Origin of the sequence: Mesorhizobium sp. YM1C-6-2 (assembly GCF_003666685.1) — a bacterium.
GTDB lineage: Bacteria > Pseudomonadota > Alphaproteobacteria > Rhizobiales > Rhizobiaceae > Mesorhizobium_K.
In genome coordinates this window covers 41,442-57,528 of the sequence record NZ_RCIZ01000004.1, presented here as the reverse complement: position 1 = coordinate 57,528, position 16,087 = coordinate 41,442, and the positions used below count along the sequence as shown (strand labels likewise).

At 64.9% G+C, this 16,087-nt stretch carries 16 protein-coding genes; 5 read left to right on the top strand and 11 right to left on the bottom strand.

Annotated features, from left to right (window positions below; translation table 11 throughout):
- Nucleotides 1–3 precede the first annotated feature (3 nt).
- The 3 genes from D8676_RS12130 to D8676_RS12120 are packed head-to-tail and all read left to right on the top strand — an operon-like array spanning nucleotide 4 to nucleotide 4,799.
- Nucleotides 4–1,296, top strand: a complete 1,293-nt coding sequence (locus D8676_RS12130; protein WP_121581161.1) for a pitrilysin family protein — start codon at nucleotides 4–6, stop codon at nucleotides 1,294–1,296.
- A 15-nt stretch (nucleotides 1,297–1,311) separates the two neighbouring features.
- Nucleotides 1,312–1,908 (top strand): GNAT family protein, encoded by a 597-nt coding sequence (locus D8676_RS12125; protein WP_121581160.1) that lies wholly within the window; start codon nucleotides 1,312–1,314, stop codon nucleotides 1,906–1,908.
- A 44-nt stretch (nucleotides 1,909–1,952) separates the two neighbouring features.
- Nucleotides 1,953–4,799, top strand: a complete 2,847-nt coding sequence (locus tag D8676_RS12120) for an EAL domain-containing protein (RefSeq protein ID WP_245426801.1) — start codon at nucleotides 1,953–1,955, stop codon at nucleotides 4,797–4,799.
- A gap of 146 nt (nucleotides 4,800–4,945) precedes the next feature.
- Here the strand turns inward: D8676_RS12120 and D8676_RS12115 are convergent, their stop codons facing one another.
- Complete coding sequence (locus D8676_RS12115; RefSeq protein WP_121581579.1) at nucleotides 4,946–5,551, bottom strand: YqgE/AlgH family protein; 606 nt, start codon at nucleotides 5,549–5,551, stop codon at nucleotides 4,946–4,948.
- A gap of 138 nt (nucleotides 5,552–5,689) precedes the next feature.
- Between D8676_RS12115 and D8676_RS12110 the strand changes: the two genes are divergently transcribed.
- Both D8676_RS12110 and D8676_RS12105 read left to right on the top strand, forming a co-directional pair.
- Nucleotides 5,690–6,487 (top strand): protein-disulfide reductase DsbD domain-containing protein, encoded by a 798-nt coding sequence (locus D8676_RS12110; protein ID WP_121581158.1) that lies wholly within the window; start codon nucleotides 5,690–5,692, stop codon nucleotides 6,485–6,487.
- Nucleotides 6,488–6,570: 83 nt separating this feature from the next.
- The gene (locus D8676_RS12105; RefSeq protein ID WP_121581157.1) at nucleotides 6,571–7,053 is read left to right on the top strand and encodes a peroxiredoxin; all 483 of its coding nucleotides are present in this window, start codon (nucleotides 6,571–6,573) and stop codon (nucleotides 7,051–7,053) included.
- Nucleotides 7,054–7,062: 9 nt separating this feature from the next.
- Here the strand turns inward: D8676_RS12105 and rnhA are convergent, their stop codons facing one another.
- The 10 genes from rnhA to ctaD form a co-directional block, all read right to left on the bottom strand.
- A complete protein-coding gene (rnhA, locus tag D8676_RS12100) occupies nucleotides 7,063–7,638 on the bottom strand; it encodes a ribonuclease HI (RefSeq protein ID WP_121581156.1) in 576 nt (191 codons plus the stop codon).
- Nucleotides 7,635–8,597, bottom strand: coding sequence for a homoserine kinase (locus D8676_RS12095; protein ID WP_121581155.1), 963 nt, complete (start codon nucleotides 8,595–8,597; stop codon nucleotides 7,635–7,637). Before D8676_RS12095 ends, rnhA begins: the two co-directional genes overlap by 4 nt.
- Nucleotides 8,598–8,607: 10 nt before the next feature.
- The gene (gene ispH, locus D8676_RS12090; protein WP_121581154.1) at nucleotides 8,608–9,612 is read right to left on the bottom strand and encodes a 4-hydroxy-3-methylbut-2-enyl diphosphate reductase; all 1,005 of its coding nucleotides are present in this window, start codon (nucleotides 9,610–9,612) and stop codon (nucleotides 8,608–8,610) included.
- A gap of 740 nt (nucleotides 9,613–10,352) precedes the next feature.
- Nucleotides 10,353–11,111: an SURF1 family protein gene (locus tag D8676_RS12085; protein ID WP_121581153.1), complete on the bottom strand. Its 759-nt coding sequence runs from the start codon at nucleotides 11,109–11,111 to the stop codon at nucleotides 10,353–10,355.
- Nucleotides 11,108–11,485 (bottom strand): DUF983 domain-containing protein, encoded by a 378-nt coding sequence (locus D8676_RS12080; protein ID WP_183097099.1) that lies wholly within the window; start codon nucleotides 11,483–11,485, stop codon nucleotides 11,108–11,110. The genes D8676_RS12085 and D8676_RS12080 overlap by 4 nt, the downstream gene beginning before the upstream one ends.
- Before the next feature lie 140 nt (nucleotides 11,486–11,625).
- Nucleotides 11,626–12,513, bottom strand: coding sequence for a cytochrome c oxidase subunit 3 (locus D8676_RS12075; RefSeq protein WP_121581151.1), 888 nt, complete (start codon nucleotides 12,511–12,513; stop codon nucleotides 11,626–11,628).
- 1 nt (nucleotide 12,514) lies between these two features.
- Nucleotides 12,515–13,138 (bottom strand): cytochrome c oxidase assembly protein, encoded by a 624-nt coding sequence (locus D8676_RS12070; protein ID WP_121581150.1) that lies wholly within the window; start codon nucleotides 13,136–13,138, stop codon nucleotides 12,515–12,517.
- A 9-nt stretch (nucleotides 13,139–13,147) separates the two neighbouring features.
- Nucleotides 13,148–13,312, bottom strand: coding sequence for a hypothetical protein (locus D8676_RS27320; protein WP_183097101.1), 165 nt, complete (start codon nucleotides 13,310–13,312; stop codon nucleotides 13,148–13,150).
- Nucleotides 13,309–14,247 (bottom strand): heme o synthase, encoded by a 939-nt coding sequence (gene cyoE, locus D8676_RS12065; RefSeq protein WP_121581149.1) that lies wholly within the window; start codon nucleotides 14,245–14,247, stop codon nucleotides 13,309–13,311. Before cyoE ends, D8676_RS27320 begins: the two co-directional genes overlap by 4 nt.
- A gap of 175 nt (nucleotides 14,248–14,422) precedes the next feature.
- On the bottom strand, nucleotides 14,423–16,081 hold the full coding sequence (ctaD, locus tag D8676_RS12060) for a cytochrome c oxidase subunit I (protein ID WP_121581148.1): 1,659 nt from the start codon (nucleotides 16,079–16,081) through the stop codon (nucleotides 14,423–14,425).
- Nucleotides 16,082–16,087: the final 6 nt, after the last annotated feature.

The window sequence follows — 16,087 nt, the reverse complement described above, 5'->3', positions numbered from 1 at the left end:
TATATGGGTGTTGAGGTAAGCCGTCTGTCGAACGGCCTGACAGTCGCAACCGAAACCCTTCCAAGCATCGAATCCGTTGCATTAGGCGTCTGGGTCAAGTCCGGCGCGCGAAACGAACGCGACGACGAGCATGGGATGGCGCATCTGCTGGAGCACATGGCGTTCAAGGGGACGTCGCGGCGCAGCGCCTTCCAGATCGCTTCGGAAATCGAGAATGTCGGCGGCGAGATCAACGCCGCCACCAGCGTCGAAACGACGTCCTATTACGCGCGGGTACTTGCCGACGACGTCCCGCTTGCCATCGATATCCTCGCCGACATCCTGACCGAGTCCAAATTCGATCCCGTCGAGCTGGAGCGCGAGCAGCACGTCATCCTGCAGGAGATCGGCGCCGCCCACGACACGCCCGACGACATCGTCTTCGACAAGTTCACCGAAACGGCATACCGGCACCAGACGATCGGCCGCTCGATCCTCGGCACGCCGGAGACGGTGAAGTCCTTCACGTCGAAGCAGATCCACGACTTCATCAACCGGCAGTACGGCGCCGAGCGGATGATCGTCGTCGCCGCAGGCGACGTGAAGCACGACGACTTCGTACGCGAGGTGGAGAAGCGGTTGGGCTCCTTCCGCAGCAAGTCGGACAGCCTGGTTCCCGCCTATGCCCAGTATATCGGCGGAGATTTTCGCGAAAACCGCGACCTGATGGACGCGCAGATCATCCTAGGCTTCGAGGGCCGCGCCTATCATGTGCGCGACTTCTACGCCAGCCAGGTGCTGTCGATGATCATGGGCGGCGGCATGTCGTCGAGGCTCTTCCAGGAGGTGCGCGAGAAACGCGGCCTCTGCTACTCGGTCTACGCCTTCCACTGGGGCTTTTCGGACACCGGCATCTTCGGGGTCCATTCGGCGACCGGGCAAAGCGATATTTCCAGGCTCATTCCGGTCATCGTGGACGAACTCCAGAAAGCCGGCGAACACATCGCACAGGACGAACTCGACAGGGCCCGCGCGCAGTATCGTGCGGGCCTCATCATGTCGGGTGAAAGCGCCTCCAGCCGCGCCTCGCAGATCGCCCGCCAGCTTCTCCTGTTCGGCCGCCCGATCGCCAAGGAGGAGCTGATGGAGCGGCTTTCGGCCCTGACGATCGAGCGTCTCAGGGACCTTGCCTCGCGCCTCTTCTCCACCACGCCGACGATCGCGGCGGTCGGTCCGGTCGGCAAGCTCGCCCCCTACGAGGCGATCCGCGATGCCCTCCCCGGACAAGAGACGAGCCTGCGCCGGCGCGCGGTCTGATCGCGGCCCGTCCACATGCTTGCGCTTCCGTTCTTCCGGCGCGACCCTCCGGCGCTGAAGGGCGGTCGCGTGACGCTCAGGATGCCGGTTTCGGGCGACTACCGCGAATGGGCGAAGCTGCGTGGCGAGAGCCGCACCTTCCTGGAGCCCTGGGAGCCGACCTGGGCGCCCGACGAGCTTGAGAAGTCGGCCTGGCGCTATCGCCTGAGGCGCTACCACGAAGATTTCCACCGCGGCACCGCGATCGCCTATTTCATCTTCGAGACGAAATCCGGCAAGCTGCTGGGCGGCGTGACGCTCGGCAACATCCGCCACGGCGTCGCGAAATCCGGCCATATCGGCTACTGGATCGGCGAAAGACATGCCGGCAAGGGCTTCATGGTCGACGCGCTCGATCTGCTTGCGCGGCACGCGTTCGAAACGATGCGGTTGCACCGGATCGAGGCTGCCTGTATTCCCGGAAACAAGAGGTCGATCCGTGTGCTTGAAAAAGCCGGATTCACACGCGAAGGGCTGTTGCGATCCTACCTCAAGATCAACGGGGGCTGGCAGGATCACTATCTCTATGCGCTGATCGCTGACGATCGGCGCGACGCCAGGGCAAAGGACTGATATTGGCAACCGATTCCCTCAAGACCCGGCTTGCAGCATTTGCCCTGGCGGCCATCGCCCTGCTTTACGCTGTGACAGGTGCGCTGGCGATCGAACCCATCAAGATCTCGCGCGACAATGTCGCCCTCGACCTCTCGGGCGCAGTCCAGATCTACCAGAATCAGGGCGAGAACTTCCAGGTTTCGACAGCTCCCGGCCCCGACGGAATCGTACGGCGCATCGAGGTGGAGGCGAATGACGAGCGCTCCTCCGGCGACTGGGCGGTCTTCGCGCTCGCCAACACGACGGACGAGCAGATCGACAGGCTGATCGTCGCACCCCATTTCCGCCTGGTGAACTCCGGCCTGTTCTGGCCCGATCTCGGCTCGAGCCGCATCGCGGCGATCACGCCCTCCGAAGGTTTCGCGCTCGACCGCCAGGCAAGCCCGGACGCCGACGTGTTCCTGGTGACGCTCAATCCCGGTTCGGTGGTCACCTTCATCGGCGAACTCGCTTCGCCGAACCTGCCGCAGGTCTATCTTTGGGACCCGGAGGCATACAAGGACTCGGTCAACTCCTACACGCTCTACCGCGGCATCGTGATCGGCATCGCCGGCCTGCTGGCGCTGTTCCTGACCATCCTGTTCGTGGTGAAGGGAACCTCGATGTTCCCGGCGACGGCGGCGCTCTCCTGGGCGGTGCTCGCCTATATCAGCGTCGACTTCGGCTTCCTCAACAAGATCATCGAGATATCGCCCGGCAACGAGCAGATGTGGCGGGCCGGCACCGAGGTGGGGCTGGCGGCGACATTCGTGGTGTTCCTGTTCGCCTATCTCAACCTCAACCGATGGCACGGGCATTTCAGCTACGGCGCCTTCGTCTGGATATGCGGCCTGGTGCTGATCGCCGGCGTCGCCATCATCGATCCGGCGGTGGCCGCCGGCATCGCCCGGCTCTCCTTCGCTGCGACCGCGATCATCGGCATCGGCCTGATCATCTTCCTCGGCATACGCGGCTACGACCGCGCGATCATGCTGATACCGAGCTGGGTGATGGTGCTGATCTGGCTGACCGGCTCGTGGATGGCGATCACCGGCATGATCGACAACGACGTGGTGCAGCCGGCGCTGGGCGGCGGGCTCATCCTCATCATCCTGCTGATCGGCTTCACCATCATGCAGCATGCCTTTGCCGGCGGCGCGCTGCATCAGGGCCTGTTCAGCGACATGGAGCGGCAGGCGCTCGCCGTGGTCGGCTCGGGCGACATCGTCTTCGACTGGGACGTGCTGCGCGACCGCGTGGTGACGAAACCCGATATCAGCCTGCAGCTCGGCCTGCCGCCGAACAGCCTCGGCGGCCCTGCCCGCACCTGGCTGCCGGCGCTGCATTCGGACGACCGCGACACGTTCCGCACCACGCTCGACGTCGTGCTGGAGCACCGTCGCGGCAAGGTCGCGCAGAGTTTCCGCCTGCGCGGCGCCGACGGCCACTACCACTGGTTCTCGCTGCGCGCGCGGCCGGTGGTCGGATCGGACGGCGAGGTCATCCGCTGCGTCGGCACGATGGTTGAGGTCACCGAGCAGAAGAAAGCCGAGGAGCGGCTGCTGCACGACGCGGTGCACGACAATCTGACCGGACTGCCGAACCGCGAACTCTTCATGAACCGGCTGGAGGCGATCATCTCGGTCGCCAAGTCGGAGGACAAGATCCAGCCGACGGTGTTCGTGATCGACATCGACCGCTTCAAGCAGGTCAATGACGGGCTGGGCATCTCGGCGGGCGACACGATCCTTCTCACCATCGCGCGGCGCCTTCACCGGCTCCTGAAACCCAAGGATTCGCTGTCGCGCTTCGCCGGCGACCAGTTCGCGCTGATGCTGCTTTCCGAGCAGGATCCGGCCCGCATCGCCGGCGTCGCCGACGCCATCAAGCAGGCGATCCGCGCGCCGATCAACTTCGCCAAGCGCGAGATCGTGCTGACCGCCTCGATCGGCCTGATCACCTGGACCAACTCGCAGAACACCGCCGAGGACATGGTCAAGGACGCCGAGCTCGCGATGCACCAGGCGAAGCGTTTCGGCGGCGACCGCATCGAGCCGTTCCGTCCGGCCTTCCGGTCGGTCGGCACTGACCGGCTGCAGCTCGAGTCCGATCTGCGCCGGGCGGCCGAGCGCAAGGAGTTCACGCTGGCCTACCAGCCGATCGTGCGGCTGGAGGACGGGACGGTCGCCGGTTTCGAGGCGCTGCTGCGCTGGGACCACCCGCGCCGCGGGCAGATCCCGCCGTCCGACTTCATCCCCGTGGCGGAGAGTTGCGGGCTGATCGTCCAGCTCGGCCTGTTCGCGATGCAGAAGGCGGCAGAGGACCTCGCCGGCTGGCAGAAGCAGATCGGCGACACCCCGCTTTCCGTTTCAGTCAACCTTTCCAGCCGCCAGTTGATCCGCCGCGACCTGGTCAGCGACGTGCGCTCGGTGATCGCTCGGGCCAACCTCAAGCCGCGCTGCTTCCGGCTGGAGCTGACGGAATCGCTGGTGATGGACAATCCCGAGCAGACGAACCACGTGCTGACCAAGCTGAAGCAGCTCGGCATCGGCCTGTCGCTCGACGATTTCGGCACCGGCTACTCGTCGCTCTCCTACCTGACGCGGTTCCCGTTCGATACGATCAAGATCGACAAGAGCTTCGTCGACGACACGACGCCGAAGCGGGCCGTGCTGCTCAAATCCATGGTCAACATGGCCCACGAACTCGGATTGTCGGTGGTGGCCGAAGGCATCGCCGACGAGAGCGATGCGCTGGAACTGCGCCAGATGGGCTGCGAATATGTGCAGAGCTTCATGTTCGGCGCGCCGATCCCCGGCGACCAGGTGCTGAAGATGCTGAGGGAGCAGTACCCGCTCGCGCAGGCTTAACGCCTTTCCTTCTCTCGCCGTTTACGGGGAGAAGGTGCCCCCGCAGGGCGGATAAGGGCTTGAGCCCAATTCCCAAATGTTCGCGCTGCCCCTCACCTGTCGGCTCTGCCGACATCCTCTCCCCGCAACGGGGCGAGGAACGTGGCTCAGGCGTGGCCGGCGGTGCGGCTGAGATGGGCGAGGTCGATGCCGATCGAGGCTAGGATACGGTCGTATTTGCGGTCGATGTCGGCGTCGAAGAGCAGGTCCGGCGTGGCCGGGCAGGTCAGCCAGCCATTCTCGGCAATCTCAGTCTCGAGCTGGCCGGCGCCCCATCCCGAATAGCCGAGCGCCATCAGCGCATGCCGCGGGCCGCGTCCGGCGGAGATGGCCCGCAATATGTCGACGGTCGCGGTCAGGCAGATGTCTTCCGACACCGGAAGCGAGGACTCGACGGTGTAGTCGCCCGAATGCAGGACGAAGCCCCGGCTGCGATCGACAGGCCCGCCGTTGCGCACCACGAAGTCGCGCGTCTTGCGCGGCAGGCGGATGGCCTCCTGCTCGTCCATGATGCCGAGCTGGACCAGCAGGTCGGGAAACTGCATCTGCTGGACCTGGTTGATGATCAGGCCCATGGCGCCCTCGTCGCTGTGGGCGCAGATGTAGATGACGGAACGAGCGAAACGGTCGTCCTTCATGCCAGGCATGGCGATGAGGAACTGGTCGTCGAGAAATCCGCGGACTGCGGATTTTTTCTGCCGCAAGATGTCCATCCGGTCAAAATAGCCGGTTTCGGCCCCGCATGAAAGGTGGCTTTCGCCTTCCACAGCCAGCTGGTACACGCAAAAATGATGCGCTGCATCCTTCCGGGCGTTGCGGAGCGCCCCCCGCACGGTTCAAATGTCGCCCGAATGAAAGCCCTTCCTGCATACGCGATCCTCGCAGCGCTGCTTGCCGGCGGGCAGGCCCATGCCTCGTCGAGCGAGTGGTTCGAGATGGAGGGCGCACGCATCCGCCTCGTCACCGCCAGCAAGCCGGATGCGGATGGCCGGCTGAGGGGAATTCTGGACATCGAGCTGAAGCCCGGCTGGAAGACCTATTGGCGCGACCCCGGCGACGCCGGCGTGCCGCCGACGATCGATGTCTCGGCGAACCCCGACATCCTCGGCGCGGAACTGGATTTCCCTGCCCCGCAGCGGCACGACGAAGGCGGCTTCAAATGGGCGGGCTACGACTATTCGCTGGCACTACCTGTCCTGTTCACGCTCAGGCAATCCGCCGAACCGGGGACGATCAACGCCAATGTCTTCCTCGGCGTCTGCGAGACGATCTGCGTGCCCGTGCAGGCGCAACTCGCGGTCGACACGGCCGGCGATCCGGACAATGCGGACGATGTATCGGCGGTGGCGGCAGCCTTTGCCGCCGTGCCACCCGCCGCGACGCCCGAATTTGGCGTGAAGGTTGCGGAGACGGCCGGCGACAAGATCGTGCTGGAGGCGAGCTTCCCCGGCGACCCGGCGACGGCGGAACTCTTCATCGGAGGCGAGGAAGGCTATGCATCGACCACCCCGGTAAGGGAGGAGCGCGACGGCAAGACCTTCTTTTCCGTCGAGGTGACCCGGCCGGACAAAAAGCCCGAGGGCGAGGGGCTGCACTACACGCTGGTGACCGACGCCGGCGCCGTCAATGGCATCCTGCCCTATTTCTGAGATCATCCACCCACGGCCGGACGGTTGCCGCTGGCGGTATAAGCCGGTAACTGACTGTCGGACATAAACCTGAGGATTTTGCGATGACCATTGCCGCCGGCGAAAAACTGCCTGAAGCCACGTTCAAGACCATGACATCAGACGGGGCGAAAGACCTCTCCACCGCCGACATCTTCGCCGGCAAGAAGGTGGTTCTGTTCGGCGTGCCCGGCGCCTTCACGCCGACCTGCAGCAACAACCACCTGCCCGGCTATCTCGAGAATTTCGACGCGATCAAGGCACGCGGCGTCGATACGATCGCGGTCGTCGCCACCAACGATGCCTTCGTCATGGGCGCCTGGGCGCGCTTTACCGGCGGCGAAGGCAAGATCCTCTTCCTCGCGGACGGCAGCGGCGACTTCGCCCGGGCGGCGGGGCTGGACGTCGATCTCAGCCAGCACGGCATGGGCCTGCGCAACAAGCGCTTCTCGCTGATCGCCGACGACGGCGTAGTCACGGCCATCAATGTCGAGAGCAAGCCCGGCGTCAACGAATCCGGCGCGGCGCACATTCTCGGACAGCTCTGAGTTTACGCGCTAATAGCTCTGCGTGGACCGGCGGGGTTTTGGCTTCGCCGGTTTTTCGTCCGGCGCTGCGCGCCGCGCCGCGCCGGCCATGGCGGCGCGGATGGGGTCGACTTTTTTCGGCGTGGGCGCGGCAGCCGGCGCGCGGCCGCCCTTCTTGAAGGGCGCCATGCCTTCGCGGGCAAGCTCGTCGGCGCGCTCGTTCTCGACATGGCCGGCATGGCCCTTGACCCAGTGCCACTTGACCTTGTGACGACGGTTGGCCTCGTCGAGCGCCTGCCAGAGCTCGCCGTTCTTGACCGGCTTCTTGTCGGCGGTCTTCCAGCCATTGCGCTTCCAGCCGTGAATCCAGCTGGAAATGCCGTCCATCACATACTTGCTGTCGGTGTGGAGGAGGACTTCGCACGGCTCCTTCAGCGCGTTGAGCGCCGAGATCGCCGCCATCAGTTCCATGCGGTTGTTGGTGGTGACCGCCTCGCCGCCCGACAGCTCCCTGGTGGTGCCGTTGAAGCGCAGGATCGCCCCCCAGCCGCCGGGGCCGGGATTGCCCGAACAGGCGCCGTCGGTGAAAATCTCGACCGTTTTCATCGCAATCCGTACTCGGTGGGCGACTTGACCGCGCGGTGGAAGCGCAGCCGGCGGATATATTCCATCGGATCGCGCTTCTGCACCAGCGCGCCGTCGGGAATGGTCAGCCAGTCGTAGAGCCGGGTCAGCATGAAGCGCAGCGCGGAACCGCGCGCCAGGATCGGCAGCGCCTGCTTCTCCTCCTCGCTCAGCGGGCGCACCGCCTGATAGGCGGCGAGAAGCGCCCTGCCCTTGGTCTGGTTGAAGGAAAAATCCTTCTCGAAGCACCAGGCGTTGAGGCAGGTGGCGACGTCGTAGGCATAGAAGTCGTTGCAGGCGAAATAGAAGTCGATCAGGCCCGACAGCTTTTCGCCAAGGAAGAAGACGTTGTCGGGGAAGAGATCAGCGTGGATGACGCCGGAGGGCAGATCCTTCGGCCATTCCCGGTCGAACAGCGCGAAGTCGGCATCAACCTCGGTGGCGAGCCCCTTCTCGACCTCGTCGGCGCGCTCGTGCGAGCCGGCCCAGAGCTTGCGCCAGCCGTCGATGGCGAGCGCGTTCGGCCGGGACAGCGGAAAATCCATGCCGGCGACGTGGAGTTCGGCAAGCGCCCTGCCGACCTCGCGGCAATGCGCGACGGTGGGACGGCGCATCCACATGCCTTCGAGGAAGGTGATCAGCGCGGCCGGGCGGCCGGCCAGCGTGCCGAACAGCTTGCCGTCGTGCCGCTCGACCGGCAGCGGGCAGGAAATGCCCTTGCCGGCGAGATGGTGCATCAGGCCAAGGAAGAAAGGTAGGTCGTCGATGTCGACGCGCTTCTCGTAGAGGGTGAGGATGAACGCGCTCTCGGACGTGTGGAGGAGGAAGTTGGAGTTCTCCGAACCCTCGGCGATGCCCTTGTAGGAGAGCAGTCTTCCCGCAGGATATTCCTGCAGGAAGCTTTCCAACTCGCCTTCGGTAACGTCGGTGTAGACCGCCATGTGCCGCCCGTCAGCCGTTGACGAAGGCCATGTCGGCCTTGGTGAGTTCGACATCGCGCAGCGCGCGCATGACCGGGAAATTCTCGGTCTCGGTGGCGGTCACGGCGAGATCGACGGTCACATCGAAGCGCTCGCGGAACGCATCGATGATCTCATCGACGATGATCTCGGGGGCCGAGGCGCCCGCCGAGAGACCGAGCGTGCCGATCTCGCCGATGCGCTCCCACGGGATTTCGGAGGCGCGCTGGACGAGCAGCGACATTTTCGCGCCGGCGCGTTCGGCCACCTCGACCAAGCGCATGGAGTTCGACGAGTTGGGCGCGCCGACCACGAGGAAGAGATCAGCCCCGATTGCCGTCTCCTTCACCGCTTCCTGGCGGTTGGTGGTGGCGTAGCAGATCGACTCGGCCGCCGCCGCCTTGATCTCGGGGAATTTCTCCTGCAGCGCGTGGATGACGCCGGCAGTGTCCTCGACCGACAGCGTCGTCTGGGTGACGAAGCCGAGGGCTGCCGGATCGGCCGGATCGAAGCGGGCCACGTCTTCCTCGCTCTCGATCAGTGTGACCGCGCCCTCTGGAAGCTGGCCCATCGTGCCGATCACCTCCGGATGGCCGGCATGGCCGATCAGGACCACATGGCGGCCAAGCCGCTGGTGGCGCATCGCCTGCTTGTGGACCTTGGAGACCAGCGGGCAGGTCGCGTCGAGATAGAAGAGGTTGCGCGCCTGCGCGTCGGCCGGAACCGACTTCGGCACGCCATGGGCGGAAAAGACGACCGGGGCGTCATGGTGTTCCGGCGGGATCTCCGAAAGCTCCTCGATGAAGACGGCACCAAGCTTCTGCAGCCCCTCGACCACATAGCGGTTGTGGACGATCTCGTGGCGGACATAGACCGGCGCGCCGTATTTCTTCAGCGCGAGCACGACGATCTGGATGGCGCGGTCAACGCCCGCGCAGAAGCCGCGCGGCTGGCAGAGCCTGATGGTGAGCGGCGGTTTTGTCGGTCGGTCAAGCATGGTGCCGAAATGGGCTGGGGGGGTGCGGCATGTCAAGGGGACCGGTGAAATTGGGAGAGAGGGAAAGCGTTGCAAGGTCGCGTTTCATCACCGCCACGCCCGAGTCTCCTTTCGCTCGCGGGCCGCACCGCCGCCTCTTGTCTCTTCACAATTCCGGACGCAAAACCGCTGCGCACTTTTGCTGGAATTGCTGTCGGCGGCTGGCCCTCCGCGAGGGCGCGACAGAGGTCGCGACGCCCGCTTGGGCTTGCGGCGTGCGTGGTCGTTGCCACGCCCGCCGAAACGTCTGGCCATTGCGGGAGGCGGCGCATGGCTGCGACGTCTTGTAAGTAATCTAGTTGACGCGCAGCCATGCGCCGCCGGCGTTTTTTCCCGTTGCCGTGCCCGGCCCATCCCCTTCCGATAGGCTGGAGGAGCGGGCGCGCAGGCCAGCGACAGGACCGGAGCCGCCCGTGTGACCAACACGGGACGCGATCCAGCGCCACACTTGCCTGGATGGAGGTCGTGTACACCCGTTCCCACAAGCAAGCTGCTGACGGGGAGTATGGGGGAGGTCAGAGGGGTGTGAACAAAACCGCCCGAATATTTTTGAGATTCACGTGAAATCAATGGGTTGGGCAAGGAGTTTATCCACGCCTCGTCATTCCGGGGCCGCGCAGCGGGACCTGGGATGACGATGACCTGAGATGAAGTCGCGAAGACGTCTGCTATTGGTCACGTTCCGCTTCGCCGCCCTAGGATCACGGAGGAAGGGCCCGCCTGCGCCTCCAGGCGACAGCCATGATCGCGGCAAGCGCGGCGGCGAGGCCGTACCAGGTGACGGCGTATTCGAGATGCTTGTTGGGCAGCTCGATCAGCGTGACGCCACCGGCAGGCCAGCCGCCGGGGTTGGGGGCGGCGTCGGCATCGATGAACAGCGGAACGATTTCGGCGCCAGCGGGCAGGCCGGCGCTCGCCGCCATGGCATCGCGGTCCTTCCAGTAGAAGATGTTCTTCGCCGGATCGTTGTCCGGGACGAGCGACGACGGCTTTTCCGCAAGCGGGTTGCGCGCTAGGCCGGTGACGGTCACTTCGCCTTCGACCTGGCCCTGCGGGCGTTTCGACGCATCCTTGAGGTCGTAGGGCACGAAGCCGCGATTGACGAGGACGAAACGGCCGTCTGCCAGCTCAAGCGGCGTGTAGACGAAGAAGCCGGACTGCCCTTTCCATGTGGCGAGGAAATGCCGCTCGCCCTCATGATGAAAGGTCCCTGTCGCTATCACGGGCGTGTAGTCGACGTCGCCGGTCGAGTGGTAGCGATCCTCGGCCTCGGCGAGCGGAACCGGCGCGGCGTTCCTGCGCGCCTCGATGGTCTCGATCAGCCCCTCCTTCCAGTGCAGGCGCTGGACCTGCCAGGTGCCGAGGCCGATCAGGATGGCGAAGGCCGCGAGCCCGAGAATGACGACCAGCCAGGGAAAGCCGCCGGGCCGGTCGGCAACGCCAGGGGGGCTCGCCGTCATCTGTCGAGCCGGCCCTCGGCAGCCTTGTTGGCATATTGCAGCGTGACGAGCACGCCCTTGATGAGGCGCAGGCCGCCGAGGCTGAGCACCAGCGTCAGCGGAATCCACAGCATGAAATGCAGCCAGAGCGGCGGATTGAAGCTGACCTCGGTCCAGAGCGCCAGTCCGACCACGATGAAGCCGATGATCAGGATGACGAACACGGCCGGCCCGTCACCGGCATCGGCGAAGGAATAATCGAGCCCGCACTCGTCGCAGTCCGGGGCGATGCTCAGGAGGCCGGAGAACAGCCTGCCCTTGCCGCAGCGCGGGCAGCGGCCCTTCAGGCCGGCCGCTATCGGCTCGATCGGCGGGTATCCCTTGTTGTCGTTCACCGCGGTCACGTCATTCAAGTCCTGTCCCGCCGGCATTATGCCGTTCGATCAGGCCAGAAAAAAGTCGGCCACGTTGCCGCGGCCGACTGTTCCTTGCACATGCCCTGCCCAAAAGTCCGCGACTTCCGGAGGCAGGCGTCCTAGTGCGTCGCGATGGTGGCGCCCATCGAGGCCCAGACGTAGATCGAAGCGAAGAGGAAGAGCCAGACCACGTCGACGAAGTGCCAGTACCAGGCGGCCGCCTCGAAGCCGAAATGCGCCTTCGGGGTGAAGTCGCCGCCGATCGCGCGCAGCAGGCAGACGATCAGGAAGATCGTGCCGATGAACACGTGGAAGCCGTGGAAGCCGGTCGCCATGAAGAAGGTCGCGCCGTAGATGGAATCGTGGAAGTTGAACGGCGCGTGGATGTACTCATAGGCCTGCACGAACGAGAACAGGACGCCAAGGCCGACGGTGATCGCCAGGCCGTTGACCAGGCCCCTGCGGTCGCCGTGGAGCAGCGCATGGTGCGCCCAGGTGACCGTAGTGCCCGAGAGCAGCAGGATGATGGTGTTGTAGAGCGGCAGGTGGAAGGGATCGAGCACCTCGATGCCCTTCGGAGGCCAGACGCCGCCGGTGTACTCGGTGCGGGCGACCTGGGCGACCTCGCCCGGGAAAAGGCTGGCGTCGAAGAAGGCCCAGAACCAAGCGACGAAGAACATCACCTCGGAGGCGATGAACATGATCATGCCGTAGCGCAGGTGCAGCGACACGACCTTGGTGTGGTGGCCTTCGTGGCCTTCCTTGATCGTGTCCGACCACCAGGAGAACATGGTGTAGAGGACGATCGCCAGGCCGATGAAGAAGACCCAGGGGGTGGCGAAGTTCAGCCCGAAGACGTGGAACTCGTTGCCCTTGAGATACTGCATCCAGCCGACGCCACCGAACGCCATGACCAGCGCGCCGACGGAGCCGATGAAGGGCCATGGGCTCGGATCGATGATGTGGTAGTCGTGCTGCGGTTTTGCGTGAGCGTGTGCGTCCGCCATGTCATCCCCCGAGATTTTCGTCGGTGTTGGTGGTGTCCGTCTTCCCTTCCCCCGGCGCTGCGGCCACGGGCTTCTCCGTCTCGATCGGGAAGAAGGTGTAGGAAAGCGTGATGGTGGTGATGTCCTTCAGTTCCGGCAGGTCCACTATGTCGGGGTCGACATAGAAGACGACAGGCATATCGATCGTCTCGCCGGGCTTCAAGGTCGTATCGGTGAAGCAGAAGCACTCGACCTTGTTGAAGTAGGAGCCTGCCGTTCCCGGCGTGACGTTGAAGGTGGCGCGACCGGCGGTCGGCACCTGGAAGACGTTGGTCGCCGTGTAGTGCGCCTGCGCCGTCTCGCCGATCTTCATCGTTATTTCGCGCTGGACAGGCTGGAAGTTCCACGGCAGGCCGGCAGACACGTTGGCGTCGAAGCGCACGGTGATCTTGCGGTCGAGCACGCGGTCCGAATACTGCTCGACGCGCTGCGTCGTGCCGCCATAGCCGGTGATCTGGCAGAACATGGAGTAGAGGGGGACGGCGGCATAGGCCATGCCGACCATGCCAACGAAGAAGGCAAGACAGACGCCGGCGACGAGCCGGTTCGACCGTTCCTTCTTGCGATTGGTCTCAGCCGCGGACATCGCCTCGCCTCACAACGGCCGGACGAGCACGGCGGAGCCGAGCTTGACGATCGACACCACGTAGACCAGCACCACAAAGGCGCCGAGCGCCAGCGCGATCGCGATGTTGCGGCTGCGGCGTGCCTTCTTCTGCGCTTCGGTCGGCTTGACTGTCTCGATATCCATGACGCTCACGCAGCCGCTCCCGTGACGATCCGCTCGACCACGCTGTCGGCCAGGTAGATCGCGAAGATCGCGAAGAGATAGAGCAGCGAATAGCCGAACAACGCCTTGGCCGGGCGCATGGCGCGATCGTCCGCCGGCATCATCAGCACGGCCCAGGCATACCAGACGAAGCCAAGGCCGAGCGCGGCGGCGGCGACGCCGTAGGCCGCGCCGGCATAGTCGAGCACCCAGGGCAGCACGCCGACGACGGCGAGCACGACCGAATAGGCGAAGATCTGGCGCTTGGTCGAGGCCTCGCCGGCGACGTTGGGCATCATCGGCACGCCGGCGCGCGCGTAGTCGCCGGACTTGAAGAGCGCCAGCGCCCAGAAATGCGGCGGCGTCCACAGGAAGATGATGAGGAAGAGGATAACGCTTTCCAGGCTGATCGAGCCGGTGGCGGCGGCCCAGCCGATCATCGGCGGGAAGGAGCCGGCGGCGCCGCCGATGACGATGTTCTGCGGCGTCCAGCGCTTCAACCACATCGTGTAGACGACCGCATAGAAGAAGATGGTGAAGGCGAGCCCGGCGCCCGCCACCCAGTTGACGAAGACGCCGAGCGTCATCACCGAGAGCGCCGACAGAACGAGGCCGAAGGCGAGCGCCTGCTGCGGCAGGATGCGGCCGGCCGGAACCGGGCGCGACGCGGTGCGGCTCATGACGGCGTCGATGTCGGCATCGTACCACATGTTGAGCGCGCCCGACGCGCCGGCGCCGATCGCGATGGATAGGATGGCGACGATGGCGACGAAGGGATTGAGCGTGACCGGTGCGGCGACCATTCCGACGAAGGCCGTGAACACGACGAGCGACATCACCCGGGGCTTCAGGAGCTCCAGGTAGTCGCCGGCCGTCGCCTCGGAGAGGACGGCTTCGTCGAGAACGGTCTTGTCCAAAAAGGTCATGCTACTTCGTAGTCACTCTTTCTGCCGCAATCCCGAACGAACCGGGCCGTCCCGGGATTGCTTCTTCTGCCGCAGCCCGGGGTGAAACCTGTTCCCGGAACCGCCCTAGGCCATGCGTACAAACTTCCGTTTGGCCGGATGCCGCCGGCGGGCGGCGGCATCGATTAAGCTGGCCTTACTTGATCCTCGGCAGCTGCTCCCACTGGTGGAAGGGCGGCGGCGAGGAAAGCTGCCATTCGAGCGTGGTCGCACCCTCGCCCCACGGATTGGCGCCGGCGACGCGCTTCTTGGAGAAGGCCTCGAAGACGCCGAACAGGAAGATGAGCACGCCCAGGCCCGAGAGATAGGAGCCGTAGGAGGAGACCATGTTCCAGCCCGCGAAAGCGTCGGGATAGTCGATGTAGCGGCGCGGCATGCCGGCGAGCCCGAGGAAGTGCTGCGGGAAGAACACCAGGTTGACGCCGATGAAGGTGACCCAGAAGTGGGTCCGCGCGATGAAGGGCGAGTACATGTAGCCCGTCATCTTGGGGAACCAGTAGTACCAGGCCGCGAAGATGGCGAAGACGGCGCCGAGCGACAGCACGTAGTGGAAGTGCGCCACCACGTAGTAGGTGTCGTGCAGCGAGCGGTCGAGGCCGGCATTGGCGAGCTGGACGCCGGTGACGCCGCCCACGGTGAAGAGGAAGATGAAGCCGATCGCCCACAGCATGGGCGTGCGCATCGAGATCGACCCGCCCCACATGGTGGCGATCCAGGAGAACACCTTCACGCCGGTCGGCACCGCGATGACCATCGTGGCGAACACGAAGTAGCGCTGCGTGTCGAGCGAGATGCCGCTCGTGTACATGTGGTGGGCCCACACGATGAAGCCGACGACGCCGATCGCGACCATGGCGTAGGCCATGCCGAGATAGCCGAAGATGGGCTTGCGCGAGAAGGTCGACACGATGTGGCTGACGATGCCGAAGCCCGGCAGGATCAGGATGTAGACCTCGGGGTGACCGAAGAACCAGAACAGGTGCTGGTAGAGGACCGGGTCGCCGCCGCCCTCGGGCGCGAAGAAGGTCGTGCCGAAGTTGCGGTCGGTGAGCAGCATGGTGATGGCGCCCGCCAGAACCGGCAGCGAGAGCAGCAGCAGGAAGGCGGTGATCAGCACCGACCAGGCAAAGAGCGGCATCTTGTGCAGCGTCATGCCCGGAGCGCGCATGTTGAAGATGGTGGTGATGAAGTTGATGGCGCCGAGGATCGACGATGCGCCCGCGATGTGGATCGACAGGATCGCCAGGTCCATAGCCGGCCCGGGCTGACCCGAGGTGGAGAGCGGCGGGTACAGCGTCCAGCCGCCGCCGACGCCGTAGGCAGCCGGGGCGCTCGGCATGAAGGCCGAGATGATGAGCAGGATGAAGGCCGGCGGCAGCAGCCAGAACGAGATGTTGTTCATGCGCGGGAACGCCATGTCCGGCGCGCCGATCATGATCGGCACCATCCAGTTGGCGAAGCCACCGATCAGCGCCGGCATGACCATGAAGAAGATCATGATCAGCGCGTGCGCCGTGGTGAAGGCGTTGTACATCGACTTGCCGCCGTCGACGGCGACGTCGCCATCCATGCCGTAGACCATCTGCGCCAGACCGGTGAAGATCTGGATGCCCGGCTCCTGGAGCTCCATGCGCATGACGATGGAGAGCCCGGCGCCGATAATGCCGGCGATGATCGCGAAGATCAGGTAGAGGGTGCCGATGTCCTTGTGGTTGGTCGAATAGACCCAGCGGACCCAGCCCTTCGGCTTGTGGTCGTGGTGGTCTTCATGATGGTGGGTTGTCGCGCCTGCCATGGTCCC

What these genes read in the sequence shown, in the direction of transcription:
- D8676_RS12110 (WP_121581158.1), top strand. Translation starts at nt 5,690, where the DNA reads ATGAAAGCCCTTCCTGCATACGCGATCCTCGCAGCGCTGCTTGCCGGC.
- D8676_RS12095 (WP_121581155.1), bottom strand. Translation starts at nt 8,597, where the DNA reads ATGGCGGTCTACACCGACGTTACCGAAGGCGAGTTGGAAAGCTTCCTG.
- D8676_RS12075 (WP_121581151.1), bottom strand. Translation starts at nt 12,513, where the DNA reads ATGGCGGACGCACACGCTCACGCAAAACCGCAGCACGACTACCACATC.
- D8676_RS12070 (WP_121581150.1), bottom strand. Translation starts at nt 13,138, where the DNA reads ATGTCCGCGGCTGAGACCAATCGCAAGAAGGAACGGTCGAACCGGCTC.
- D8676_RS12085 (WP_121581153.1), bottom strand. Translation starts at nt 11,111, where the DNA reads ATGACGGCGAGCCCCCCTGGCGTTGCCGACCGGCCCGGCGGCTTTCCC.
- rnhA (WP_121581156.1), bottom strand. Translation starts at nt 7,638, where the DNA reads ATGAAAACGGTCGAGATTTTCACCGACGGCGCCTGTTCGGGCAATCCC.
- ctaD (WP_121581148.1), bottom strand. Translation starts at nt 16,081, where the DNA reads ATGGCAGGCGCGACAACCCACCATCATGAAGACCACCACGACCACAAG.
- ispH (WP_121581154.1), bottom strand. Translation starts at nt 9,612, where the DNA reads ATGCTTGACCGACCGACAAAACCGCCGCTCACCATCAGGCTCTGCCAG.
- D8676_RS12125 (WP_121581160.1), top strand. Translation starts at nt 1,312, where the DNA reads ATGCTTGCGCTTCCGTTCTTCCGGCGCGACCCTCCGGCGCTGAAGGGC.
- D8676_RS12105 (WP_121581157.1), top strand. Translation starts at nt 6,571, where the DNA reads ATGACCATTGCCGCCGGCGAAAAACTGCCTGAAGCCACGTTCAAGACC.
- D8676_RS12115 (WP_121581579.1), bottom strand. Translation starts at nt 5,551, where the DNA reads ATGGACATCTTGCGGCAGAAAAAATCCGCAGTCCGCGGATTTCTCGAC.
- cyoE (WP_121581149.1), bottom strand. Translation starts at nt 14,247, where the DNA reads ATGACCTTTTTGGACAAGACCGTTCTCGACGAAGCCGTCCTCTCCGAG.
- D8676_RS12130 (WP_121581161.1), top strand. Translation starts at nt 4, where the DNA reads ATGGGTGTTGAGGTAAGCCGTCTGTCGAACGGCCTGACAGTCGCAACC.